Consider the following 25,499-nt stretch of genomic DNA (forward strand, 5'->3'; position numbering starts at 1 on the left):
CGGTGCTTCCGCCACGTGCCGTGCGGGCGCCGCCGGCCATCGCGACATCGTGTCGAGGTCAAAAACCATGGCAGTCAGGACCTTTCTCCTGAACTCCGTTCTCGCCACTCCCGCCTCCGGCAACCACCGCGTGACGGCCGCGCTGCGCCCGTCGCTGCTCGTGACGCTGTTCGAGGACGTGCGCCCGATGGCGCTGTCCGGGCTCGCGAGCAGCTTCGTCGCGGCCGTTGCACTGATCCGGCTGCAACAGCTCTGGTGCCTCGCCTGGCTCATCGTCGACTTCGGCCTGCTCATCGCGAGGCTCGCGATCGCGCGCGCGTACACCGTGCAGCGCAACGCCAGCGACGACCGCGCCGAATACTGGGCGTTGCGCTATGCGCCTGTCTCGCTCGTCGCGTGCTTCGTGCTCGGCCTCGGCGTGATGGGCTGCGTGCAGGCTGTCGACGTCGAGCTCGGCACGCTGTCGGTGATGGTCGCCGGCGGCGTGTTCGGCGGGATCGCGTCGCGCAATTCGGCGCTGCCTCGGCTCGCGATGACGCAGGTCACGCTCGGCGTGCTGCCGATCGGTGTCGGCGCGCTGCTCGCCCACCGCTCGGGCGCGTGGCTGCTGCTGCCGCCGCTCGCGATCTATCTCGCCGCGATGCGCACGGTCGTCCAGCGCCACTATCGCGTGCTCGTCGCGCTGCTCGCCGCACGCCAGCGCAACGCCGAGCTCGTCGCGCACTTCGACGCCGCGCTCACTTACATGCCGCACGGCCTGTGCATGATCGACGGCGACAGCCGCGTGATCGTCGCGAACCGGCGCACCGCGCAGCTGTTCGGCTCGCCGCGCGAGATCATGCTCGATACGCCGCTGCCCGACGTCGTTGCCGCGCTCGGCGCGAACGCAGTGACCGGTCCCGGCGACGGGCTTGCCGCCCAATGCGACGCGTGGCTGCGCCGCGTCGAACCGATGCCGTTCGACATTGCGCTCGCCGACGGCCGCCAGCTCGAACTGACGCGCCATCGCGTGCCGGACGGCAATGCGGTGATCATCGTCGAGGATGTCACGACGCGCCGCCGGACCGAACAGCACATCCGGCACCTCGCGCGGCACGACGCGCTGACGGGTTTGCCGAACCGCCACGAACTGCATGCGGAGCTCAAGCGGAGGCTCGCGCGCCGGCCGCGCCTGCCGAGCCCCGCGTTCGCCGTCATGTATCTCGACCTCGACGGCTTCAAGGCGATCAACGACCGCTTCGGTCACCAGGCCGGCGACGAGGTGCTCACGCAGGTCGCCGAGCGGCTCGGCAAGACGCTGCCGCCCGGCGAGCTCGCGGCGCGCATCGGCGGCGACGAGTTCGTCGTCGCGATCGACGACACGACGATGCAGGCATGCTCGATCCTCGCCGCGCGGATCATCCGGCAGATCTCGGCGCCGTACGCGCTGTCGATCGGCGAGACCGTCTCCATTGGCATCAGCATCGGCATCGCGCTCGACGACGGGCACGGCTCGCCCGACGACCTGATCCGCCAGGCCGACAGCGCGCTGTACGACGCGAAGTCCGCCGGCAAGGGCATCTACTGCTTCTACTCGAGCGGCAGCCGCCGCGTGGCGCCGGTCGCCGCGAGCTGACCCGGCGACGCACGCACCGCTCCGTCTTTTTCCTGCCTGCCGCTTCCTCCCGACGATTCAATTCCGAAACACCTTGCGCGTTCGCACGTGGCGTCGCGCATGCGCGTGTCACGTGACGTGTTCCGTAACATCGCTGCTCGCCGCGCGTCACGTTGGCCGCAGAAGCCGGCACGATCGACGCAGCGCAAGGCTTTTCGTGGTTGGCACTCTTATTGCTCCCTGTCAGGGAAACAGGTTGTCAGGGAGACCCAACATGAATACCGTCGAAGTCCTCAGCCGCAGCGAAACCGTCGACGAACTGGATGTGATCGACGGCGCATCGCTGATCCGCCGGCTCGTGTCCGAACGCCGCGTGCCGGCCGCACGCGAAGTCGCCTGCATCGACAATCCGCCGCTGACGCTGTACGGCGCGTTTCGCCAGGGCGTCGCCGATCACGGCACGCGACGTGCGAATCCGTATCGTGCCGGCAGCCGTTTCTGGGCGCTGTGGGAAGAAGGACGTCTCGAAGCTGAAACATCGGGACGGTAAGCCGATTGCACGCGCCGGCCCTGTTGCGGCAAGGGATCGGCGCGAATTCCAACACACGAATGCAGCCGGCCCGCGCGCCGGCATGTGTTCATCGCTGAAACATCCGCGTGGGCTCGCGTGTCGTTCTCGGCGGTATGGGTAGGTTTGTCCGGCCGCAGCGCCTTGTCACGCGATCTGCTGAACCCATTGCCTCCGCCAATCCGGCGCATCGAAGGGATCGGAGAAATACTGCGTCTCGTGAACGACCTTGCCGTTGCGAAACGCCATGATGCTGACCGTGCAAGTCGGCCGGCCGCTATAGGTAATCGAATATTCCGTGACCCATAGATTGCCCTCCCCTTGAATTCGCCTGACGTCGAAACCTGCCGGCTTGCCGGGATGATGACCGCGCAGTGCCTGCAAATTTGTGCGCCCGAGAATGCGTTCCCCTGACTGCGGATAGTCACAGACGACATCGTCATCATAAATATCGTGTTCCGCGTCGAGATCGCAGGCCGCCGACGCCTGCCAGTGCGCATTCAGCGCTTCGCGTATGCCCTCTTCCTGCATGGAATGCCTCCGGATACCGTTTCATGCGTGTCGTGGAGCAAGCTCGCGGTCACCCGGCTCGATGACTTCGGGACGCCGCCAAGGATGTGCTCGTGAGTGTCCTTGCCTCGGAACGCAGAGGCCGCCAGTTCTTCATGATAGGTGGTGGCCGGCGCAATTGGGCTACGAGGTCGACCGATCGCTTCTGGCCTGTTGCCGGCTTCTGTGGGCTGAGACTTTCGACCCAAAGCCGCCATTCAACAACCAAGATTCATGGCCTGAGAGCGGACATTGAAGGCTTGCTTTAGGTAGGATAGCCGGAATGCAGCGATTACTGGCGTTCAAGTCCTACTCGACCGGTTCTGAAGCGCCCAGGGTATAACCGGGGCGGTTCACTTTCGCCGCTCAGGATGAGAAACTCCGTTGTATGACCCAAGAGCACCAAGCCCTTATTACCAATGCCAACGACGACCTTTGGAAACTCGAACGGTCGTGGCAGACGGCGAGGTTCAGCGCCGACGATGGCATCGGCCCCATGGATTCCTTGCATCAGGCTGGGGACTCCCTCGTCGCTGTGGCTCGGTCCACGGACGAAGGGTTTGAACCTATCGGGAGCGGCGTGATGATCGGGCCAGGTCTGCTACTTACCGCCACCCACGTTCTGGAAGAAATTGCAGCCACGAGCTCTCCGCCTCTCTTCATGACCTTCCTTCCTGGCAGAGCAAGAGTTTGGTTAGGACATTCGAGCGTCACCAGTTCCGGGGTGAGCGAGTTCGACGCCCGTCGAAAAACGAGCTCCGACATCACGCTGGTAAGTTGCACACTTAATTCTGACGCTCACTTGGATCGCCAGCTCACTCTGGCGCCGCTCCAGGTCGCCCTGCCCCTCGTTGGAGATCGGCTATGGGCCTTTGGTTATCGGCATCAAGACTTCGAGGCAGAAACATCTCGCCTTACTCCTTTGGTTTCGTCAGGACTGGTCACCGCCGTGTTCCCGAACGGACGAGGAGAGCGCATGCCCGCAGCCTGCGTTGAGGTTGCCATGGATACTTTCGGCGGGATGAGCGGCGGCCCCGTCGCCAACGATGATGGATATGTGATTGGTGTAGTTTCTTCCTCGTTCGACGGAGGGCCAAGTTACGTTACATTGATCTGGGATGTCATGAGGCACTCGATCAATCTCACTGCACCGTGGCTACAGAGAGGAAGGGTCACGCTGCTGTCAACGCGGGATATAGGGCTTGTCAAGCTGAAGGGGAACGTAAAGAGATCTCGTCGCGGCGACGTGGTTATGACCATGAGTGATGAGGAAATGAAGCAGCTAGTCGACGCCGTTGGACCCGAGTGCATTCGCCCCACAAACATCGCGCTTGACGACGAGCAGCTCGAAACGTTCATGGACGACCACTCGCACGACATAGATGAAGCTCTAATTCATGCAGCGATCGACTACTTGTCTAGCGTGCCAGTAAAAACCGCCTGCTCGTTCCTTCGGAGCAGTGGAATTCCTGATGCATGCCTTGAACCGATCAGCAGTTTCAAGGTAGAGGACTTTGAAGGGATCGAAGACCTCAGTGTGATCTCAAACGCACGCATCGAAGAGGCCGGCATCCTGTTCACCTGTGAGTTTGAACTGAGGACTGTCATCTGGACTGTCTCTGTGCCCACATCCGTGTACGTGGCCAACACCACATCTTTCGACGCGCATTTCATGAATGCGGACGCGATGGCCGACGGCCAAACGACCCTGGAAGTGATTCAGCGCATCTGCTTCGAAGCCAAGTTGACCTTTAATAGGGACGCTGATGACTTTGAGGGGGGGCGCATAACCATGATAGGCGTCATTCCTCCACGGCGCTCTCGCTCAACGTAACCGAACGAAGCGGGATAACCAATAGAACCGAGAAATCAATTAACCACATCGCGGTCATAGGCGAATAGATCCATTTGGCCGACTGGAGCCAGAAGTGACTGGCGGCGTGCCGACCCATTGCGGAAATTCAGACTCTTGAACAAACTAGCTGAAAGCTTTCCTTCACATCTACGCGTTGCCGGGAAGGGAGTCTAGCTTTTTCGTGCGTCGTCCATGCTGCGCCCGGGCTCGGCCCAGGTCGTTGCTGTGTTTCACCGACGATATCTAGGAAAGTGCAGCCGTGGAAACATTCAATGAAGGACATTAGGAAGCGCCCGCACCGAGCGGCACCGGGGTTAGTGCCAGAGGAACTGCTCGGGATGAAAGGGGCTTGCCCCATCTGTAAAACAGAAACGGAGATACCTTGGCTTGCGAAAATGGAGTTCCCAAAACAACCTGTCAAGTCAGATCACGGGCAGGGGTACTGGGTACCGGTCGATATTCCCCTGACATGCTCATCCGATGCCTGCAGGCACAACTTCTCCATTAAGGTACCTATTCTGCCAGACAAGAATAGGTGGGCACTTTACGGCGACGAGGCTGCTCGGTATATAAGTCACCCACCTGCAGAGCACTCTTCAGAACCGCTAAACTTCTATTGCGTAACACTTGTCGCGTTGCATAAACGGAGGCATGACCGAGTCCGCAGGCAAATTTTCAATCTTAAAAAGTCAATTCGACCAACCGAAGACCCAGATTCTTGGGTGCACCACTTCACCGAGATATGGGAAAGCAGGCCCGAATCGGGTACCTTTCTGCTTAAAAATAAAATTGCCAAGATTGAGCACGCCAGGAAGCTCGCAAAGATTATTCGAGATGCAAGGCCGGAGCTAACCACATTCAATATTTCAGGTTGCATAATCGTTCCATGCGATCCAAAGGAGCGCAAGAAACTTTTAAAATATCAAAAGGATAATGCATTTTCCGAGTCTATCTTGACGACGCTCAGGGAATTTAGAAATCGAGAAAAAAGCGTCAATTGGATATTTGACAACATCCAGGACACAACTTCGGGAAATAAGACGGAGGGATGGGCCTCCGAGTGCTTCTTAGGACTTCAATACACGCGCCTGTTTTGTTGGATATCAGCCGGCGCTACGGTGATTGAACCATCGTTCGTACGTCCCGGATCACACTTCCTGCTAGAAGTGGCCGACTTTATTAGCTATTGCGTTGCACGAGATTTTGAGCGGGCGATCATCGGTCAACCTCCCGAGTTTCCTTCTAGCCTTTTAGGGCAAGGTTTCTACCAAGGAACTCTTGGCAATGGTGACGTGGAGCACATGTGGAATGTTGGGCTTCCTTTGAAAAAGTTCTATGGCTTAGAAGTCGCCAGGAGTTGAGTTTGATAGCCGGAAAGCCGACGCTCGCGACCGGCTCCTTGTGGCCGATTTTCGCCGATGCGATCAGGCTGAGTCGCTACAATTGCCCAACTGCCCCCTTCGACGGCATCGAATTCGAGACATGCTGACTTCCTATTTCTGGAGCGGCGACGCCATTCGCAGTCGACGCGTAAGTGACATCGTTCTATCAGGCACGGTCGACGTGCCTGTTCCTTCCGCACGCCTGCTTGCAGATTGGGAAAGGGAGACATCGTCGCGGCTCGTCCTGGAACCCGGTGACGTCGAGGCAATGCCTTTGGCGCGAACGCAAGCGCGCTGGCCGGACTACAAGCGCTGCGTGCAGGCAATGTCCGACTGGACGTGCGCGCTAGGGCTACCCGACGTGCTTGCTTCCAGTGACGTGGCCCTCATGGCCTGTCGTGGCGCGAGGTATCACCATGACGGTACGCAATATGGCGGCGCGGCCTTCTGCAATCTCTTCCTCAGCGAGGACCGAGGGCTGGACCTGCATTTTCCGTCTACCGGCCATCGCATCCCGCTGACCCGGGGAACAGCTGTGATATTCGATACTGGCCAGCCTCATGGCGTCATTCAGCGCGGCAGTAGCGAATTTAATGTGGTCGACTTCCCGCCAGACCGAGATTGCATCCAGATATTCCTGACCTGGGAGCTTCCCATCGAAGACGTCCATGTCGCGCAAGCGCTTAACGTCGTCTTTGACACGGCCGCTTCGACCTCGCTGCACCTGGATGAGGAGCAAGTCTGGTCGAACGGCGCACCCGCCGCCGTGTGCCCGGAATCCGGTCGCTGGTATCGGCCCGGAGGCCGGTTGCACATGCGGCTTACCAACGTCTCGTCGATGCCTTAGGGCGGCAAATTCATACTTGCCCCAATAAGCGCAAGCGTGACGGCGCGCAATTCAGGCGCAAGGAATCTGCCTGGTGGAGTTCCATCGACTGTCCCAATAGCCTGTTTGTCATCGGGAGCCGTAAAAGTCACGGCGTGGATCACCGCGTTGCGAAGACGGCTGGCAGGTCGTCCAAAGTCGCGAACCCAATCCACTTGATCTGCGCGACCATTACTTTTCGCGAGTTTTTCGAGGCCGGCAATGGCTCGCCCGAGCGTCAGCTCAAAAGGAGCCATCGAGGTTGAGCCACTGTGCTTGTTGATGGAGTCGCGAACGCCTGCATGCAGACGTGCTGCTGCCCACGCTACTCGTCCAAGGTCCACAAGTAGATCAGGATCAGAGGGCATCGAGTCTGCATAGCTGTCAGGTATTGAGGTCATATAGCGCACGGTGCAGGATTCGCGATCAGCCGTCGCCGACCGCGTTCATCTAAGGTCTTTCGTACATTCACACGTTCCGTGTTGGTTGCTAATGGGATTTAGTGGGGTACCAAAAAGTTCGCAGCCACACAGCTATGGATGTCTGCTTCTGGTCGCCATCAACCGCTCGTGCGCGCCGCCTCCCAACGGGATTGCTTCCCCAACATTCGACACCATGCGGTTTCGCCCCCTCCCATCTCAAACATGACGCCACCGTCCTATTGTGACGCCCCGCCCATGAAAGGCCGCGGCACCCTGCCCGCGTCCTGACGCTCGATCATCCAGCCGGGGTACGCAGCCGGCAACGCACTCACGGTATCCAGACACGCAAGCTCGTCCTCGCTCAGCACGACATCGACCGCGCCGAGATTGTCTTCGAGCTGCTCGACCCGTTTGGCGCCGACGATGACGCTCGTGACATGCGGCTTCGCCAGCAACCACGCGAGCGCAATCCGCGCAACCGATACCCCATGCGAGTCGGCGATGGAACGCATCGCGGCAACGCACGGCCACGCGCGTTCGAGGTCGACCGGCGGAAAGTCGAAATGGCTGCGTCGCGCGCCTTCCTCGGTGGGCGCACCGGGACCGAACTTCCCCGACAGCAGCCCGCCGGCAAGCGGCGACCAGACCAGCAACCCCATCTGCTCGTCGATCGCGAGCGGCACCAACTCACGTTCCACGTCGCGTCCGGCGATCGAATAGTAGGCCTGCAGCGTCTCGAAGCGCGTCGCATGGAGCGCCTGGCTGAGACCGAGCGCCTTGCCGATTTTTCCGGAGCGCCAGTTCGACACGCCGACATAACGAACCAGCCCCTGGCGCGTCAGGTCATCGAGCGCCCGCAACGTCTCTTCGATCGGCGTGACGGAATCGTTGGCGTGTATCTGGTAAAGGTCGATATGGTCGACCTGGAGGCGTTCCAGGCTGCGCTGCACGGAATCCATGATGTGGCCGCGCGACGCGCCCTGGTCGTTGGGCTTCGGCCCCATCGCACCGGCCGTCTTGGTCGCCAGCACGATCTCGTTGCGCGGGACGCCGAGGTCCCGGAGCGCCTGTCCGACGAGGCGTTCGGACTGGCCGAACGAGTAGACGTCGGCGGTATCGATGAAGTTGATGCCCGCGTCCAGCGCACGGGAAATCAGCCGGGTCGCGTCGCGCTGATCCAGCGTGCCGATCGCCGCCCACATGCCGGCATCCGCATTGCCGCCCAGCGTCATCGTGCCGAGGCACAGCTCGGAGACATACAGGCCGGTGCGGCCCAGTCGCTTGTATTTCATGGTCGTGTTCCTTCAGGCTCGGCTCGAAAAAAATGCGGCGGCGGCCGGTCCGGCGCGCCGCACATGCCAGGACTTCATTTGATTCAGGATTGCCCGGCCCGAAACTGTCCGGCGATCGCCGCGACGCGGGCGCCATAGCGGCGTGCGGTCTCGAGATCCCCCGGCGACATCTCGTCAGGCGACGCATCGGCCGGCGTCTGCGCCATCGGCGCGATATAGGAGCCCATGCGATTCAGGTCGTCGCGCGCCGACGCCTTCAGGTTCGCCGGCTTGATGTCCATGCTCACCCAGATACCCCCGTGCTGCCCGGCCAGCAAGACGAAGTACTCGAGCGTATTGAGCTTGTCGCCGTTCAGGCTCGCGCTGTTGGTAAAGCCGCCGAAGATCTTGTTGCGCCATGCACCGTCGAACCACGCCTTCGACGACGCATCGGCGAACTTCTTGAACTGCCAGCTGGGCCCGCCCATGTAGGTCGGCGATCCGAACAGGATCGCATCGGCGCCAGCCAGCGTGTCCCATGCGTCGTCGGCCAGGTTGCCGTCGGCGTCGATGGCGACGAGTACGGCGCCGGCCCCCTCGGCGACCGCCGCGGCCAACCGCTGGGTATGTCCATAGCCGGAGTGGTAGACCACGGCCGTTCTGACCGGAGAAGTGTGTTGCGTCATGCGTGTGCCCTTCCGTTGAGGTCGTCGTCGGGTGACGACGTCGGAAAGCACTCTACTGGGTCGAAACTGAGTTATAAATGACGATCGATTGAACGTTCTGTTACTCCGTGAGTGAACAATGCAAAACCTCGATGCGCTTCTGATCTTTGCGCGTGTCGCCGAAATGGCGAGCTTCACGCGGGCGGCCGAAAGCCTGGGCATCCAGAAAGGACGTGTCTCGATGGTGATCCGGCAACTCGAACGCGACGTAGGGGTTGCGCTGCTGCATCGAACGACGCGGAGCGTGCAACTGACCGACGACGGCCGCGCGTTCTATTCGCGCGCACGGGACCTGCTGGCCGACGTCCAGGCGCTGCAATCGATGTTCTCCGGCGACGGCACGCGCATCCGGGGAAGGTTGCGCGTCGACATGCCGACCGAGCTGGCACGCAGCGTCGTCGTGCCCGCGCTCCCGCAACTGATGGCCGCGCATCCGGAGCTGGAACTGGAGCTGTCGAGCACCGACCGGCGCGTCGATCTCGTGCAGGAAGGATTCGATTGCGTGATCCGCCTCGGTCCGATCGTGGACGAGACGCTGATTGCCAGGCCGCTGGGCCGGCTGCGCATGATCAATGCGGCAAGTCCCGACTATCTCGCGCGGCATGGCGTGCCGCATACGCTCGACGATCTGCTCGGCCAGGGGCACCGGATGGTCCACTACTCGCTGACACTCGGTGCCAGGCACGCCGGCTGGGAATATCCGAGCGGTGACGGCTATGCGACGCTTGCGCTGCCGAGCGCGATGCAGGTCAACAACGTGCAGACCTATCACGCGGCCGGGCTGGCCGGCATCGGGTTGATCCAGGCCGGCTATTCAGGGGTCGCGAATCACGTCGCAAGCGGCGCGCTGGTGGAGGTGCTGCCCAACCTGCGTCCGGAACCGCTCGCCGCGTCGCTCGTCGTGGCCCATCGGCGCAATCTGTCGCCGCGCGTCCGGGCGTTCATGGACTGGATCGAACCGGTACTGGAGCCGTATTTCGCTTGAGGGCGTGCGGACGTTCGGCGTGGCACGCGCCCGGCGCAGCGCGCTGCGGTCGTTTCCCGATAAGATGGCGGATTCCGTTCATCGAACGACGCTGCCATGACCGCCTCTTCTTCACACCGCAACCCCATTCACTGCGAAATCGATCTCGACGCGCAAGGCAAGCACGCAGGCTACCTGCGGCTGCCGCACTCCGTGCACCGGTCGGCGTACGGCTGGCTGCCGATCCCGATCGTGTCGATCCGCAACGGCGACGGCCCTGTCGCGCTCGTGATGGCCGGCAACCACGGCGACGAGTACGAAGGCCAGATCATCGTGTCGCAACTGATGCGCGAGATCGAGCCCGAGATGGTCAGCGGGCAACTGATCCTGCTGCCGATGGCGAATTTTCCGGCAGCGGATGCGGGCCTGCGCGTGTCGCCGCTCGACGGCGGCAACCTGAACCGCAGCTTCCCCGGCGACCCGACCGGCACGCCGACGCAGATGATCGCCCATTTCATCGAGCACGCGCTGCTGTCGCGCGCGCAGTATCTGGTCGACCTGCACTCGGGCGGCAGCTCGCTGCTATATCAAGGCGGCAACATGCTCGCGATCGATCCGCTCGACGCCGACGAAGCCGCGAAGCTCAACGGGCTGCTGGTGGCGTTCGGGTTGCAGAATGCGCTGCTGCACGCGCCGAATCCCGTGCATTCGGCGTCGGCCGCGCGCCGGCAAGGCGCGATCTCGATCGTGACCGAACTCGGCGGCGCCGGGATGGCCGATCCGTCGCTGATCCGGCTCGGCCGCCACGGGCTGCTGCATTACCTCGGGTATATCGGCCTGCTGCACGGCGCGCTCGTGCCCGACGCGCCGCCCACCGTCACACGCTTCATGCGCGTCGACGGCGATCGCCATTTCGTCTATGCGTACGAGCGCGGGCTGTATGAGCCGCTCGTCGAACTCGGCGACCAGGTGAAGGCCGGGCAGCCGGCCGCGTGGGTGCATTTCCCCGATACGCCGCTGCGCGAACCGGTGCTGCACCGGTTCAAGGGCGACGGCGAGGTGGTGTGCAAGCGCGTGCCCGCGCAGGTGCAGCGTGGGGATTGCATGTTTCAGCTGGCGGAGTTGTCGACGCCGCCGCGTGTCGTCGCTTGACGGATCTGGCTGGCCGGATTCACGCAGCTTGTCGAGCAGCGGCCCGTGCCCCGGCCTGCTGCCAGTCGTGCAACCGATGCCAGCAAGTCGCTCCAGAGCCGAAGCCCAACCGGGTCGGCTCCAGATTGAATTGCGCCTCGCCACCCTAACGTGGACTGCGACGAAACGCCCAGATTCTGCGGCAGCACATGATTCGCATGTGTGCGCCAGGCATCTTGAAGGTACTGGATCCTTAAACGTGGGTACGTGATCGGTCCGTCAGGACGGCAAGCTTGTCGCAACGCGCGCAAGCCACTCCGAAAAACTCCCCGCTATGCGCTCGCGCCGCGCGTCATCATGCCAGACCCGAATCACTTGGCCAGCGACACCGCCTTCCGCGGGATCGAGGTCGACACACAGATGATTGCCGCTGCCGTCATGCGTGAACGGAATCCACTTCAGGTTGTACCAGTCGTCCCCGATGCCAGGATCCGGTTCGGATTCCATCCCGTCGAAATCGCCGCCGTCGACGAGACCTTTCCAGATACGCCATTGCGCGATGATCTCGTGCGAGCTCAGCAACGCATCGCCTCCGGAAAAGTCGTCCGACGGATCGGCCTGGCCATCGTGAATGCGCAGGCTGTCGACGAATGCGTCAGGCAGCGTTGTACCCAGCGCGACCTGCAAGGCTGCGATCTCGTCGTCGGACGCCGGCCCGTTGAGTCCACCCGGCAGGCGTGACGCATCGGCGACAAATGCTGCGTCGAGCTGTTGCCACAGTTCGCGAAGATCGATGCTGCGTGCGTCGTCGATATCGCGGGTTGTCGAGCGGGTGTCGACCACCGGCAACGCTTGTGACGCAACCTCGGTGGATGTTGCCGCCACGTGCCTCGGCGGCTCGCTGCAGAGGTCGCGGTCGAGACGCAGGAACAGCACGGACGATCCTGCCGCCATCGGATATTCCGCAGCGGGGATCGCGACGAGCACATCGGCACGAACGACGCTGCCGACCAGCCCGTCGTCTTCGGCCGGCAGCAGGCAAACGACCAGGTTTCCGTTGGCGCCGCGACGCAGATTGCCCCATCGCATCGCGTTCAGTTGAGCATCGCGTTCGACGCTGTGGTCGACGATGCCGGACTCCCAATGGGGCCCCGGTGTTGCAACGTGCTCGAGCGAATCGAGCACGCGCGGCATGACCGCGTGCATCAGCATCGCCACTGCGCTCGTGTGGCCCGGCAGGTTGATCAGCGTGGCCTGATCGTAGCTGGTCACGATCGTCATCCCGCCTTGCGTACCATTCGGGCGCGTCAACGTCAGTGTGGTTTTCTTCGGCGGCGAGCGATTGTCGCTGCGTCCGAAGTTGAAGCGATTGGCCGGCGTTTGCTTGATGTCGACAGTCGTTGCGTCGTTCGAGTACATCAGTTGCGGCGGATTCAGCCCTAGATCCCGAAATGGTGGCACGGCAGGCAGCCCGGCTCCGACGATCAGGTCGTAACGCTGCGCGAGCTCGGCCAGTTTCTTCCTGAACACGTATTCGTTCTGTTGCACCTCGAGCGGCGGCCGTGTCATGTCTGGTGGCTCGATGTACTCGACCGAACGCACCTCGTATCCCCAGCGCTGCAGTACCGCGCGGATATACGGTCCACTCGTGTCGGGCCGCTGCCAGCGCTCGCGATCGGTGCGGTGCGCGCACTGCTCATACCCGACGATCACCACGCCGATGCGCGGCCGTTTCGTCACCTCGATATCGCGTACGCCTGCGGCCGCCAGCGCGATCTGCCGTTCGGCGGTTATCCGGCTGCCCTTGGGCAAAAGCAGGCTACCTTGCCGAAATTCACTGCCCGGTGCAATTACATGTTGACCGGCCGGTACCGGCGCGTGCAGCAGCAGAAAAGAACGAGCGCCACGGTACGAAATCTCGAGGTCACTTTGTGGGACGACGGTGTCGGCATTTTCCGGCAGCGGGAAATGCGATGGAACATCGACCGCACATTGCGCGCCGATTGCGCGAGCCGCCGGACTGCCAGCTAGCGAAGCCAGCGCGCGCCGGCTGAACTGGAAATCGAGTTCGACCGGCACATCACGCGTCACTTGCGCGGTATCGGATGCGCGCAATGCATAGCCTTCGACCGCCGCGAGCGGAACGGGCGGAACATCCTCGGGGGCGAACACGTCTGCCGCCGTCACACGCGTCAGCGCATCCTCGACTGGAGCCGTCTCGGATTGCATCGCACCGGGCACGGCCCGTCGGCAGAATTCGTAGGGCTGCTTGAGCCAGAAGGGGAAATTCTCGTGATCGCTCATAGTGCTTGCTGTTGTCATGCCGCGGTTCGCAGGATCCCTGCGAACCGCGGCACATGTACCGTTTTCGTCGCCTGTGGTTCAACGTTTTGCCGCGGACTGCTGAGAACCAACATCGACGTAGAACTTCTCCTGGTCGAGCACCCGCTGGTTCAAATAGAAATTGCCGAGGAACGCGCCTGCACGTCGATTATCGCTCGCATCGATACGCTTGACCGATACTTCCGAGTCCCGTGATGCGCCTTGCTCTGTCGATGCGAACGGATACTCGTCGCAATCGCAATCGGTCGGCGTTTCGTCCGGATCGCCGGTGAACGTACACTGGCCAGTGACCGCGCCGTATTTCACAACGCATTGAGCTTTGGAATCTTTCCGATTGGCCTGCCGCATTGTTGCGTCGCGTGTCCGTGTCAGCGACCTTGACTCGAAGGCCGGAAAGATCGTGCCATCGCCCATCGGTATGAACTTGCCGGGACGCCCGGCAGCTTGCGCCTCGCGTATATGGATCGCGGATTCGTCGACGTCAGGATTCGTGGCGACGATGGTACGCAGGACTGCTGGTGCGTCCGGGTAGATGCATCCTTGCGAGTTGCTCTTGACGAGCCCGACATCGCAACGAATGTTGGGAATATAACCGGCGCCGGCGTACGGATTCATACTGGCCCCGTTCTCAAACGAGTCTCCCGATTTAGCGACCCGGTACTCTAGCGTCGGACTGAACTCGAGCGGGTTACTGGATCCCATGTTTGGCGTGATCATGACAGACAGTTCGTTGGACAGCCCGCCAAGGGCGAGCGGCACGCCGGCATTGGGTGCAACCGTACAATTCGATCCGCATTCGACGAAGGGCTTGATCATCAAACCGCCCGGATTGCCTGACAGGACGCGCGTGCGGAAGCGGAACGTCACCGGCCATGCGAGCTGGTTCGACGGATTGTCGGAATACGCATAGGCGTCGATCGCTACCCGCCCGATTTCATTGTTTTGGTCGTCTATCGCGACATAGACGAGCGGATCGGTTTTCTGGCAGTAACTGGTCCTGCTCAACAGCGAATCCTTGCTCGCTTCGGTCCGGACTGTTGTGCAAATGGGCGAAACGTCCGTGGCGCTTTCCGCGTAGACAGGCATCGCCGTTGCAAGCACGAGCGCACCTGCAAACAGCCGACCAAACAGCATTCGATGCATCACATCCCCTCCTGACAATTCGTTAATCGAAACGACTTATTTTTCAGCCGCCTAATTTCAACCTCGATTCGAATGAAACGTAACTGTCATTTTTGTCAGCAGAGTGTAAATATAATGACCAGCATCACCTCATGATTATTTCTCTTTTATCGACAATACGATTAACCGTCTATAGTTTTACGCCAGCCGGTTTTATTAACAATCATTTAAATTACAAACAAAACGACAAACAAAGTGTGTTTATGGGGTGCCGGACGTACACAAGCAATGTTTGTGTTCGCTGGGAAATACCCTTCGACATTGCGACCTTCCGCCATCTGGGCGCGGACGACCGACAGAACCGATCTTCGATCGGTCCGCTTAACTGGCTGGATACCGCATATGGGCTGATTTCTGCGGCAGTTTAGTGAGGTCCGGACGGCGGGAACTGCGCTGCAATCTTCTTATTTCAGTCTGAACGACTAATGAGGTGGCTTAAAGGCCAGTTCAAAAAGAGCCTGGAAAGGCTCCTGAAGGATTGGAAAGAACCTTCCCGGAATGACGGTCGACTCTTTCGCTCCCATTTTTTCTGCACCTGGCGATAGATACAACGGCACGGCTGTCGGGCATGCTAGCGGTCAACAAACCGTCATGCGCCGGAGCCGGTGCGTATTGCAAACACGTCGACCGTCAGTCTGGCGAGTTAGATGATACGGGCGACTCGTTCCCCTGCGCAGCACCGCATTGATGGCAATGCGGGAAGAAGAAGAAATTCCGGCCGCCGCATTCGCATGCATTGAACAGCCTCAATCCGCAATGCACGCAGAACGTGGAGTCGTCGCCGCCGAGATTCCATTGTTTGTCGCATGACGGGCAGCGCTTTTTCTCGAGTGACCGTACGGCTTTCTCGTAACCGATCGTGCGCGCGCGTTCGCCCTGATCCTGCTGCAATTCGAGTCGTTTGCGTTCGGCATAGCGCTGAAATGCCCTCATCATGTAAAGGCCGGCGAATACCGTGAGCACGATGCCGACCAGGACCCGCACATAGCCGCCGAAATTCGGCAAGTACGGGACCAGTTCGATGAAGAACGCGCTCAATGCAAACAGGCCGAAACCGTACACGAACGGCCAGTAGCGCGCCTTGCGGTAGCGGATGAACAGCCAGGTCGCCACCAGCAGTATCGGCAACGTCAGCGCAAGCCGCAGCCCGAACACTTGCATCTCGTAGTGCCGGGTTGCCGCGTCGAAGCGCCGTTCGGCGGCTGCGTCCGCTTCGGCGATTTGCGCGTCGACTTGCGTCTGCTGCGACGCCAGTGCCCGTTGCTGGTCGGCGATCGCATCGATCTGATGCTGCCAGCCGACCACCACGGCCTGCAGCTTGTCCAGCTTGCGCGTTCTCGCCACAATGTCCGGGTCGCTCGCACCGTCCCCTGTCACCGCGCGAGTGGCCAGCCAGTTGCGGAAACTCTCCTTCTCGTCCGCATAATCCTTCGCGGCGCGGCTGCGCGCCACTTCCATCGTGTCGACTTTCTCGGTCAGCGCGTCGCGCTGTGCCTGCAACTGGCGCCGCGCCGCGTCCAGCCGCGCTTTTACCGGAGCGTCGGCGAATTGCTCCACGACCGGCGGACCACCGCTCGGCGCAAACGCCATGTCGCGGATCACGAGACTGCCGAGCATGTTCAGAAAGACAGCGAAGATGATCGCAATCACCCATGACGCGACTCGCAGGAGCCGCGCCGGGCTGGTCAGGCCGTCGCCGGAAATCATCATTGTTTTTGCCCTCTTGTTGGAATGGTTTCCATTGTCATCAATCTTGATGCAATCGTCGACTGCCTCTTTCTCGCAGCGGATTCCGGAGGCGGATCGGTCGCCTCGACAGTGCCCTCCCTCTAGTCGCTCATTCGATTGCGAGCGCGTCGAACGCGGCCCGAACCTCGCTCACCGTCTGCCCAGGCGCCTGCAGATGCGGAAAATGGCCGAGTGCCGGGAGAATCGAGAGCGTCACGCCGCTACGGTTCGCATACTCGACACCCATTTCCTTCTTGATATAGATGTCCTGTTCGCCCCATACCACCCTGACGGGGATGTTCAGCTTTGCGATATTGGCTTCCAAGTAGTCCTGGTCGCGAGTGAAGCAGGAGTAGTAGTGATAGAAGGCATCTGCCGCCGTGATATCGCCGTCCCAGCCTTTCGCCATATCCTCCCTGAAATCCCCGGGCAGTGCGTAGCGCTCTTCCGCCGCCATGCCGCGAAAGAATGTGTTGGCGAGAATTTCGTCACGGTTCTTGTTCATCGCCGCATGCACGACGTCAGACGAAGGTTTGGACTTCAGAGCCTGCAGGCTCTCGTACATGTATTGCGGGCGGTTGAACGGGGCAAAGTCGCCAACGACGATTCCCCTGGCAATATCCGGTTGCGCCAATGCGGCCAGCAGCGCGGGCAAAGCCCCGATATCGGTCGCATAGATCAGCAGCTTCGAGCGGTCGATGCCGGACATGCGGATATAGTCTTCCAGCACACGGGCGTAATCCATCGGCGCATAGGAGAAACGGTCCGCGGACGGACGCGACGATTGTCCATAGCCCGGCCAGTCGAACGCATGCACTTCATGGTCGCTGGACAGCGATTCGGCGATCGGCTTCCACGCATACATCGTCTCCGGAAAGCCGTGCAGGAACAGCACGGTACCCTTTGAATACGCGGGCCGATACACCATATGACGCAGCTTGATGTCGGCATTGACCTGCACCTCGCCGACTTCAACCTTCGGCACCGGTGAGGATGACGCCGGCACAATCGTGCAAGGGGAAATGTCCACCGCGACTGCGGAGGAAAGTGGCGCCTTCGTTGAAACTTTGAACATGATTGGCTCTCGTTTGGAAAGACTTACTCAGCAGAATCGACGCGTACAGAAGCTGTCGTCCGATCAGGAAGAAGCCGCTTCATCGTGCGGCCGTGCTTCCGGTCCCGTCAGATAGCACCCTCGGAAACGCTCGTCGACGCGTTCCGCCATCAGCCTGGAAAACCGCATCGCCGCTTCGAGCGGGCGATGGTTGATGACCACGGAATCCGTCTCGCCCTTGTCGTTCAGATGCGCAATGACCACCGTCTCGATCGGCATGCCCTGGATCCGGGAACGATAGGACTCCAGATACAAACCGTCGCCGATCGTGCCCTTGTAGGTGTGATGCTGGAATTCGTAGAGCGAGACCGCGTGCTGGATCACGGAGAGAATGTCTGCTCGTCCTTCGATCGGTCGTTTCAGGACCGTGGCTTCGAGCGTGGCGTTTTCAGCGAGGCTCGTCAGCCAGAGCGGCGGAACGCCGGCGGCCGGCATCACGGGGGCTGTGTCGTTGAATTTCATGCAGATGCTCCTGTCACGGTTTGCGGTTGATGCCGGCGGTAGCGGCATCACGAGCCGCTTCGAGCGTGATGCACGCTTTTTCGCGGCGGCGTCGTGCGAGACGTTCGACGCCCGCGGCGCGTTCGGACTCGCCCGCCAGCAGCGCGTGAATGGCGGGCAGCGTCCAGATCGCGCCGCGCGTGCCCCACGTGCCATCCGGGATCTCGGTCGGGAAGACCCAGACGCGCGGCGCGACGTCGTCGAACGACCGGTTCTCCGCGCGTGCCACCGCCTCCGTGGCCCGCCTGACGAGCCAGCGACGCGATTCGTCGGTGTATTGCCCTTCGGGTACGGACGGAATGATCCGGTAACGTATCGTGTCCGTGCGTTCACCGCCGATGTAAATCGCGGCAGGTCGATGAAGGTGGAATACGGTGACGCGCTGTGCGACAGGACTGGCGGGATCGTAGCCTTCCGCCTCGATGAGGATGTCGGTCAGTTCCTTGACGAGGCGTACCTCGGCCTCGGGCGTCAACGCGTTTTCGGGCCACAGTGCATCGATCATCGGCATGGTGCTGCTCCTGCTTTCGGTTCGTTGGATGTGGCCATGATCGCGGTTTACTCGCGCGACCATAAGTGGCAGGATCGCCATTATTGAGGGAATTTCAGACACGCAAATGGCCATCATCCGCATCTGGGTCTATGACGGCATCCTCGCGTCCGGCGTCGCGGGTCCGGTCGATGTCTTCAGCGCAGCCAATCAATTCCATATGCGCAAGGCCACGCCGGCCGGCACCGCCGCCGCCCCCCTGCTCGCGTGGCGTGTGGAATCGCTCGACGGTCAACCCGTCACTGCCGCGTCGGGCCAGACCATTCCGGTCGACGGAAAGATCGACCCGCGCAAGCGGGCGGACGCCGTCCTGCTGACCGCACCCTTCTTCTCGAACATCGACGAATTCATCGGGCGCCGTGAGCGGTTGAACGCGTTGACTTCCGCGCTGAGGCGCCAACGCAAGGCCGGCGCCGTGCTGGCAGCCTATTGCACCGCCAATTACCTGCTCGCCGAGGCCGGCCTGCTGGATGGCCGCGCCGCCACCACGCACTGGGCGCGGGCCTCGGATTTCGCGCGCCGCTATCCGCGAGTCGAAGTTCGCGCGCAGGAACTGATGATCGAGCAAGACGGCATCATCTCGGGCGGTTCCGTGACGTCGTATCTGAATCTCGCCGTGCAGCTCGTTGCAACACTCGCCGGCGAGGCGCTCGCGACGATGACCGCGAAGGCCCTGTTGATCGACATGAACCGGACTTCGCAGGCTTCCTTTGCAACGCTGGTCGAGGAACACGGACATACCGATACGCTCGTCGCCCGTGCCCAGCGGCAGATGGAGGCGACATTGCAGCAGGGATTCCGGCTGAGCGAGCTGGCAGCATCGCTTGCCGTGAGCGAACGCACGCTCAATCGCCGCTTCAAGGAAGCCGTCGGGCTCGCGCCGCTCACGTATCTGCAGAATCTGCGTATCGAAGTCGCGAAACGCGTGCTGGAAACCCGGCCAATCGGGCTGGAGACGCTGAGTCAACGCGTCGGTTATGGCGATGTCAGCACGTTCCGGCAATTGTTCAAGCGCAAGACCGGCTTGTCCCCAAGCGAATATCAAATGCGATTTTCGCGCGCGGCGGCGAAGAACAGGGAAGACGAGCAAGGCAACAACAGCTGAGGCCTTGCGACGTCACGCCATCGCCCTGCTGGCGAAAACGCCCACCCGATTGAGCGCGGGATTGTTCGGGGATGCGGCGCGCGTTTTCAGCATGCGCGCGGCGGATTGCAGGCGCAGCTGGCGCCCGAACGTCCGGATGACCGTCCCGGTGAGTGACGCTTCATGGCCGGGAGCCGCCCCCGTCATATAGAATGACGCGCTTTGCCCGTACGCCTATGTGGTTCAAGAACCTTCAGCTTCATCGTCTTCCCGCACCTTGGGCCGTGACCCCCGACCAGATGGAAAAATGGCTGGCGCCCCACGCGTTCCAGCCGGGCAGCAGCGTCGAGATGCAACGCCACGGCTGGGCATCGCCGCGTGACAACGGCGCGCTCGTGTATTCGAACAACCGGCAGATGCTGCTGCTGTTTCGCGCCGAAAAGAAGCTGCTCCCGGCGTCGGTGGTCAATCAGGTGACCAAGGCACGTGCGCTCGAAGTCGAGGAGCAGCAGGGCTTCAAGGTCGGCCGAAAACAGCTGCGCGAACTCAAGGAGCAGGTGACCGACGAACTGTTGCCGCGCGCCTTCAGCATTCGCCGCGATACCCGCGTGTGGATCGATACGGCGAACGGCTGGCTCGTCATCGATGCGGCGGCCCAGGCGCTTGCCGACGACGTTCGCAGCCTGCTCGTCAAATCGATCGATCAGTTGCCGCTCGCCGGCGTTCAAGTGGCGCGTTCGCCGGTCGCCGCGATGACGGACTGGCTGCTGTCCGGCGAGGCGCCGGGCGGATTCACCGTGGACCAGGACGCCGAGCTGCGCTCGAGCGGCGAAGGCGGCGCGACCGTACGCTACGTCGGCCACGCGCTGGAAGCGAACGACATGCGCCGGCACATCGAAGCCGGCAAGCAATGCATGCGCCTCGCGATGACCTGGAATGACCGTATCTCGTTCGTGCTGACCCCGTCGCTGACGATCAAGCGTGTCACGCCGCTCGATGTGATCAAGGAGGCGGCGGATCCCACCGCGCAGAACGACGATGAACGCTTCGATTCGGACTTCACGCTGATGACGGGCGAATTGGCGCAGATGCTGACCGGGCTCGTCGATATCCTGGGCGGCGAACAGCAGGACGCGATTCAGCAGGCGGCAGCAGCCTGAACGCCGGCGGCGTCGCGGATCGCCGCCCCGGGACGGCGGGGCTTCGCGCCGATGCGGCAACTCGATGGGGACCGTCGCCGCCCGGCGCTCGCCCCCCTGCCGATCCGCGGCGTTCGTATCCGTCGCCCACGCTCCAGACGGACACGGCACCCCGCCGCGGCCGCTTGCCGCTCCGGTACCCCGCTCCCCCTGCAAGCCTTCTTCCACCTTCCGCGAAATCCTTATCGAAATTGCTTCGTTCGCCTTTGCCGGTCGCACCGCTAACGTGTTCGAAACGGCGGCGGCGCGCCACCGGCATCGCAGGATGCGCAGCGACCGCCGCCATCACGACAACTGCGTCGCGATAACGGAACAGACCGGACGGGCCGCGTGCCCGCACCCCGCCAGGAACGTCCGCATCGCGCGCCCTTCGCGATGCCCATGGCCACGAACGACCGCATCATCGACACGACGCCGCTCGACGTCCGCGCGCAACCGCTGATCGACGCGCTGATCGACGAATATTCGACCCGTTACGACGCATACCGCCCCGACAGCCGCGCGTCCGCCCGCGACGAACTCGCGCGCTACCCGGCCGAACTGTTCGCGCCGCCCGAAGGCGCATTCGTGCTGCTGCTGCGCGACGGCGAAACGATCGGCGGCGGCGCGTTCAAGCGCTACGACGCACAGACCGCCGAACTCAAGCGCATCTGGACACGCACCGACCTGCGCCGCCAGGGCCTCGCGCGGCAGATCGTCGAAGCACTCGAACTGCGCGCCGCGCAACAGGGCTACCGCCGCCTCTACCTGACCACCGGCTTTCGCCAGCCCGAAGCGTGGGCGCTCTACGACCGCACCGGCTATACGCGGCTGTTCGATTCGTCGGTCGACCCCGAAGCGTATTTCCACCTGCGCTTCGGCAAGGATCTCGTCGATCCGTCGCGCACGTCGACGCTGGCCGACCTGTGGGCACCCTTGCCCGAACCGGTGCTGCCGCGCTGACGGCGCGGCGCCCGACACCTCGCGTCTCACCTTCCGCTTTCCCCGACAGGACGTTTTCATGCAACGAGCCGTACCGCCTTCCTCCCGTACCGTGCGCACGCTGGCTGCCGCGCTGATCGGCCTGACCGCCTTCGCCGCCGCGGCAGCGGCCGTGACGTTCGACCTGAGCCCCGAGCAGCGCGGCCGTCCGCGCGGCACGGCCGACGCGGCGGTCGAGCGTGCGGTGCCCGCGTCGTTCAAGTTCGCCGAGCCCGGCACGCTGACGATCGGCATCGCGCCGAGCCTGCCACCGATCAGCTCGTATGCGACCGACGCGCGCACGGTGATCGGCTTCGACGCCGACATCGGCCAGCTCGTGTCCGACAGCCTCGGCCGCAAGCTGAAGATCGTCGCGCTTGCGTGGGCCGACTGGCCGCTCGCACTCGAATCGGGGAAAGTCGACGCGGTGATCTCGAACGTCACCGTCACCGAGGAACGCAAGCAGAAGCTCGATTTCTCGACCTACCGCAAGGACCAGGTCGGCTTCTACGTGCGCAACGACAGCAAGATCCAGGCGATCCGCGAACCCAAGGACGTCGCGGGGCTGCGCATCGTGACCGACGCCGGCACCAACCAGGAAAAGATCCTGCTCGCATGGGACCGCGAGAACGTCGCGCACGGGCTGAAACCCGTGCAGTTCCAGTACTACGACGACCAGGCGATGCGCATCGTCGCCGTGCAGTCGGGCCGCGCCGATGCGGTGTTCAGCGTGAACTCGGTGCTGGCATACCAGAGCGCGCAGCAAGGCAAGACGCGGCTCGTCGGTGCGATCAGCGGCGGCTGGCCGCGCACGGCCGACATCGCGATCGCGACGCGTCGCGGCAGCGGCCTCGCCGAGCCGCTGACCGTCGCGCTGAACGGGCTGATCAAGACCGGCCGCTACCAGCAGGTGCTCGACCGCTGGAACCTCGCGTCCGAAGCGATCGACCAGTCGCGCACGAATCCGCCGGGACTGCCGAAGAGCTGAGCGCCGCGCGCGCCCGTCGTCCATCCACGCTTACGCAGGAACGCCGCCCAACATGTCTTATTCGCTTTCGCTGCTGGACAAGAGCCCGATCGCCGACGGCGCCACCGCCGCCGACGCGCTGCGCTTCACGACGACGCTCGCGCAGCGCGCCGAACAGCTCGGCTACGAACGCTTCTGGGTCGCCGAGCATCACGGCACGCCGGGCTTCGCGAGCTCGGCGCCGGAAGTCGTCGTCGCGCACCTGCTCGCGCATACGTCGCGCATCCGCATCGGCTCGGGCGGCGTGATGCTGCAGCACTACAGCCCGTTCAAGGTCGCCGAGACGTTCAAGCTGCTGTCGGCGCTCGCGCCGGGCCGCGTCGATCTCGGCATCGGCAAGGCGCCCGGCGGGCTGCCGCTGACCACGCGCGCGCTGCAGTGGTTTCACGACAAGGCGCGCAAGCCCGACTTCGCGGGCCAGCTCGCGGAACTCGACGCGTTTCTCGGCTGGGGCGTCGCCGAAGATCATCCGCTGGCCGGCGCGGTCGCGATGCCGGTGCCGCCGCAGTTGCCCGAACGCATCCTGCTCGGCGGCTCGCCGGACAGCGGCGCGCTCGCCGCACGCAACGGCTGGCGCTTCTGCTACGCGGGCCATTTCAACGGCGACGATGCGAATCTCGAACGCTCGCTCGATGCGTACCGCAGCGCCGGCGGCGCGAAGCCGCTCGTCGCGCTGTATGCGGTCGCCGCGCCGACGCGCGACGAAGCCGAGCAACGGATCGGGCCGCTGAAGATCTTCAAGCTGCAGTTCGCGGGCGGCCAGAGCTTCAATCTCGCCAGCGCGCAGGCAGCCGCCGAATTCGCGCGGCAAAGCGGTGCATCCGACTACCGGATCGACGAGTTGCGCCCGACGGTACTCGCCGATACACCCGAGCGCATCCACCGCGCGCTCGACGCATTGAGCCGGCGGCTCGACGTCGACGCGTTCGTGATCGATTCGCCGGTGACCGACTACGCGGCGCGGCTCGCGTCGGCCGAATGGCTCGGCGGCGCGCTGTCGGCCACCCCGTTGCAGGCGGCCCTCGCGGCCGACCGCTCCCTCTCCCCTGACCAGAACGCGTGACATTCCCATCATGACGACCCGACGATCGATCCCTTTCGGCCTGATGCTGCAAGGCGCAGGCAGCCACATGAACGCATGGCGGCATCCGAGCAACCCGCCCGACGCGAGCATCAACCTCGACTTCATGATCGGCGTCGCGCGCAAGGCGGAAGCCGCCGGCATCGCGTTCGCGTTCGTCGCGGACGGCCTCTACATCAACGAGAAGTCGATCCCTCACTTCCTGAACCGCTTCGAGCCGCTGACCGTGCTGTCGGCGCTCGCGGTCGCGACGAAGAAGATCGGGCTCGCCGGTACGATCTCGACGTCGTACAGCGAGCCGTTCACGGTCGCGCGCCAGCTCGCGTCGCTCGACGCGATCAGCGGCGGCCGCGCGGGCTGGAACGTCGTGACGACACCGCTCGAAGGCACCGCGAAGAATTTCGGCAAGGCGCACCCCGATCACGAACTGCGCTACGAGATCGCCGACGAATACCTCGAGGTCGTGCAGGGCCTGTGGGACAGCTGGGACGACGACGCCTTCGTGCGCGACCGCGCGACCGGCCGCTTCTTCGATCGCGACAAGCTTCACACGCTCGATCACCGCGGCCGTTTCTTCCAGGTCGCGGGGCCGCTGAACATCCAGCGCTCGCCGCAGGGCCAGCCGGTGATCTTCCAGGCCGGCTCGTCCGACACCGGGATCGGGCTCGCGGGCAAGTATGCGGATGCCGTGTTCACGCATTCGCCGTCGATCGAGGAAACGGCCGCATTCACGCAGCGCGTGAAGCAGAGCGCGATCGAGCACGGCCGGCAAGCCGGCGACGTGAAGATCTTCCCCGGCGTCGGGCCGATCGTCGGCCGCACGGCCGCCGAGGCGGAAGACAAATACCAGGCGATCCGCGACCTGCTGACGATCGACGAGGCGCTCGCGTACCTCGGCCGCTATTTCGATCATCACGATTTCACCCAGTACGCGCTCGACGCGCCGTTCCCGGAACTCGGCGAGCTCGGCCGCAACAGCTTCCGCTCGACCACCGACCGGATCAAGGCCGACGCGAAACGCAAAGGCCTGTCGCTGCGCGAAACGGCGCTCGCGGTCGCCACGCCGCGCCCTAACTTCATCGGCACGGCCGAGCACGTCGCCGACGAGCTGATCCGCTGGCACGACGCGGGCGCCGGCGACGGCTTCATCCTCGGCTTCCCGGTGCAGGCGCAAGGCGTCGACGATTTCGTCGAACTCGTGATTCCGGTGCTCGAGGCGCGCGGCCGCTACAGCCGCGACCTGCCCGGCGCGACGCTGCGCGACCACCTCGGCCTGCCGCGCAAGGCGAGCCGCCACGCGGCGCCCGGCGCCGCGCACGAAACGGCGGCCGAAGCACACGCCTGACGTCACCGCGCCGCCCTTGCGCGGCGCGCCCGCCCGACCGATTCGAGGATTTCCAACGC

23 protein-coding genes and 1 pseudogene are annotated in these 25,499 nt (G+C 63.0%); 13 read left to right on the forward strand and 11 right to left on the reverse strand.

What is annotated here, in order from left to right:
- Positions 1–67: 67 nt before the first annotated feature.
- On the forward strand, positions 68–1,615 hold the full coding sequence (locus U5798_RS28545; protein WP_322083899.1) for a diguanylate cyclase domain-containing protein: 1,548 nt from the start codon (positions 68–70) through the stop codon (positions 1,613–1,615).
- Between the two features lie 253 nt (positions 1,616–1,868).
- Entirely contained in the window at positions 1,869–2,144 is a 276-nt protein-coding gene (locus U5798_RS28550) for a hypothetical protein (protein WP_322083900.1), read from the forward strand.
- A gap of 165 nt (positions 2,145–2,309) precedes the next feature.
- On the opposite strand, the gene U5798_RS28555 is transcribed toward U5798_RS28550, so the two are convergent.
- Complete coding sequence (locus tag U5798_RS28555; RefSeq protein WP_322083901.1) at positions 2,310–2,693, reverse strand: nuclear transport factor 2 family protein; 384 nt, start codon at positions 2,691–2,693, stop codon at positions 2,310–2,312.
- Between the two features lie 406 nt (positions 2,694–3,099).
- Here U5798_RS28555 and U5798_RS28560 point away from each other — a divergent pair, with 406 nt between their 5' ends.
- The 3 genes from U5798_RS28560 to U5798_RS28570 all read left to right on the forward strand — a co-directional run bounded on the left by U5798_RS28560 (position 3,100) and on the right by U5798_RS28570 (position 6,795).
- On the forward strand, positions 3,100–4,545 hold the full coding sequence (locus U5798_RS28560) for a serine protease (RefSeq protein ID WP_322083902.1): 1,446 nt from the start codon (positions 3,100–3,102) through the stop codon (positions 4,543–4,545).
- A gap of 743 nt (positions 4,546–5,288) precedes the next feature.
- The gene (locus tag U5798_RS28565) at positions 5,289–5,927 is read left to right on the forward strand and encodes a hypothetical protein (RefSeq protein WP_322083903.1); all 639 of its coding nucleotides are present in this window, start codon (positions 5,289–5,291) and stop codon (positions 5,925–5,927) included.
- Between the two features lie 121 nt (positions 5,928–6,048).
- A complete protein-coding gene (locus U5798_RS28570; protein WP_322083904.1) occupies positions 6,049–6,795 on the forward strand; it encodes a hypothetical protein in 747 nt (248 codons plus the stop codon).
- On the opposite strand, the gene U5798_RS28575 is transcribed toward U5798_RS28570, so the two are convergent.
- From U5798_RS28575 to U5798_RS28585, 3 genes are all read right to left on the reverse strand, one after another.
- Complete coding sequence (locus U5798_RS28575) at positions 6,792–7,223, reverse strand: hypothetical protein (protein ID WP_322083905.1); 432 nt, start codon at positions 7,221–7,223, stop codon at positions 6,792–6,794. The genes U5798_RS28570 and U5798_RS28575 overlap by 4 nt on opposite strands.
- A gap of 248 nt (positions 7,224–7,471) precedes the next feature.
- Entirely contained in the window at positions 7,472–8,527 is a 1,056-nt protein-coding gene (locus tag U5798_RS28580) for an aldo/keto reductase (protein WP_322083906.1), read from the reverse strand.
- A gap of 83 nt (positions 8,528–8,610) precedes the next feature.
- On the reverse strand, positions 8,611–9,192 hold the full coding sequence (locus U5798_RS28585) for a flavodoxin family protein (protein ID WP_322083907.1): 582 nt from the start codon (positions 9,190–9,192) through the stop codon (positions 8,611–8,613).
- A 118-nt stretch (positions 9,193–9,310) separates the two neighbouring features.
- Between U5798_RS28585 and U5798_RS28590 the strand changes: the two genes are divergently transcribed.
- On the forward strand, positions 9,311–10,216 hold the full coding sequence (locus U5798_RS28590) for a LysR family transcriptional regulator (RefSeq protein WP_322083908.1): 906 nt from the start codon (positions 9,311–9,313) through the stop codon (positions 10,214–10,216).
- 96 nt (positions 10,217–10,312) lie between these two features.
- Entirely contained in the window at positions 10,313–11,347 is a 1,035-nt protein-coding gene (locus tag U5798_RS28595) for a succinylglutamate desuccinylase/aspartoacylase family protein (RefSeq protein ID WP_322083909.1), read from the forward strand.
- On the opposite strand, the pseudogene U5798_RS28600 reads toward U5798_RS28595, so the two are convergent.
- The 7 genes and pseudogenes from U5798_RS28600 to U5798_RS28630 form a co-directional block, all read right to left on the reverse strand.
- Positions 11,345–11,480, reverse strand: a pseudogene (locus U5798_RS28600) (IS5/IS1182 family transposase); the annotation flags it as partial. The gene U5798_RS28595 and the pseudogene U5798_RS28600 sit on opposite strands and share 3 nt — an antisense overlap.
- Positions 11,481–11,605: 125 nt before the next feature.
- The gene (locus U5798_RS28605; RefSeq protein ID WP_322083910.1) at positions 11,606–13,630 is read right to left on the reverse strand and encodes an SMI1/KNR4 family protein; all 2,025 of its coding nucleotides are present in this window, start codon (positions 13,628–13,630) and stop codon (positions 11,606–11,608) included.
- A 78-nt stretch (positions 13,631–13,708) separates the two neighbouring features.
- Positions 13,709–14,812: a NucA/NucB deoxyribonuclease domain-containing protein gene (locus U5798_RS28610; protein WP_322083911.1), complete on the reverse strand. Its 1,104-nt coding sequence runs from the start codon at positions 14,810–14,812 to the stop codon at positions 13,709–13,711.
- Between the two features lie 669 nt (positions 14,813–15,481).
- Positions 15,482–16,558 (reverse strand): hypothetical protein, encoded by a 1,077-nt coding sequence (locus U5798_RS28615; RefSeq protein WP_415859517.1) that lies wholly within the window; start codon positions 16,556–16,558, stop codon positions 15,482–15,484.
- 130 nt (positions 16,559–16,688) lie between these two features.
- Entirely contained in the window at positions 16,689–17,654 is a 966-nt protein-coding gene (locus U5798_RS28620; RefSeq protein ID WP_322083913.1) for an alpha/beta hydrolase, read from the reverse strand.
- A 63-nt stretch (positions 17,655–17,717) separates the two neighbouring features.
- Complete coding sequence (locus U5798_RS28625) at positions 17,718–18,155, reverse strand: hypothetical protein (RefSeq protein WP_124447391.1); 438 nt, start codon at positions 18,153–18,155, stop codon at positions 17,718–17,720.
- A gap of 13 nt (positions 18,156–18,168) precedes the next feature.
- The gene (locus tag U5798_RS28630; protein ID WP_322083914.1) at positions 18,169–18,705 is read right to left on the reverse strand and encodes a Tautomerase enzyme; all 537 of its coding nucleotides are present in this window, start codon (positions 18,703–18,705) and stop codon (positions 18,169–18,171) included.
- 106 nt (positions 18,706–18,811) lie between these two features.
- Here U5798_RS28630 and U5798_RS28635 point away from each other — a divergent pair, with 106 nt between their 5' ends.
- From U5798_RS28635 to U5798_RS28660, 6 genes are all read left to right on the forward strand, one after another.
- A complete protein-coding gene (locus U5798_RS28635) occupies positions 18,812–19,849 on the forward strand; it encodes a GlxA family transcriptional regulator (protein WP_322083915.1) in 1,038 nt (345 codons plus the stop codon).
- Between the two features lie 215 nt (positions 19,850–20,064).
- Positions 20,065–20,988, forward strand: coding sequence for a recombination-associated protein RdgC (locus U5798_RS28640; protein ID WP_124448119.1), 924 nt, complete (start codon positions 20,065–20,067; stop codon positions 20,986–20,988).
- Between the two features lie 420 nt (positions 20,989–21,408).
- A complete protein-coding gene (locus tag U5798_RS28645) occupies positions 21,409–21,969 on the forward strand; it encodes a GNAT family N-acetyltransferase (RefSeq protein WP_124447385.1) in 561 nt (186 codons plus the stop codon).
- 58 nt (positions 21,970–22,027) lie between these two features.
- Positions 22,028–22,975 (forward strand): ABC transporter substrate-binding protein, encoded by a 948-nt coding sequence (locus U5798_RS28650; protein ID WP_322083916.1) that lies wholly within the window; start codon positions 22,028–22,030, stop codon positions 22,973–22,975.
- A gap of 52 nt (positions 22,976–23,027) precedes the next feature.
- Entirely contained in the window at positions 23,028–24,077 is a 1,050-nt protein-coding gene (locus tag U5798_RS28655) for an LLM class flavin-dependent oxidoreductase (RefSeq protein WP_322083917.1), read from the forward strand.
- A 10-nt stretch (positions 24,078–24,087) separates the two neighbouring features.
- Positions 24,088–25,440, forward strand: a complete 1,353-nt coding sequence (locus U5798_RS28660; RefSeq protein ID WP_322083918.1) for an LLM class flavin-dependent oxidoreductase — start codon at positions 24,088–24,090, stop codon at positions 25,438–25,440.
- Positions 25,441–25,499 lie beyond the last annotated feature (59 nt).

This window comes from Burkholderia sp. BCC1972 (assembly GCF_905339605.1).
Lineage (GTDB): Bacteria > Pseudomonadota > Gammaproteobacteria > Burkholderiales > Burkholderiaceae > Burkholderia.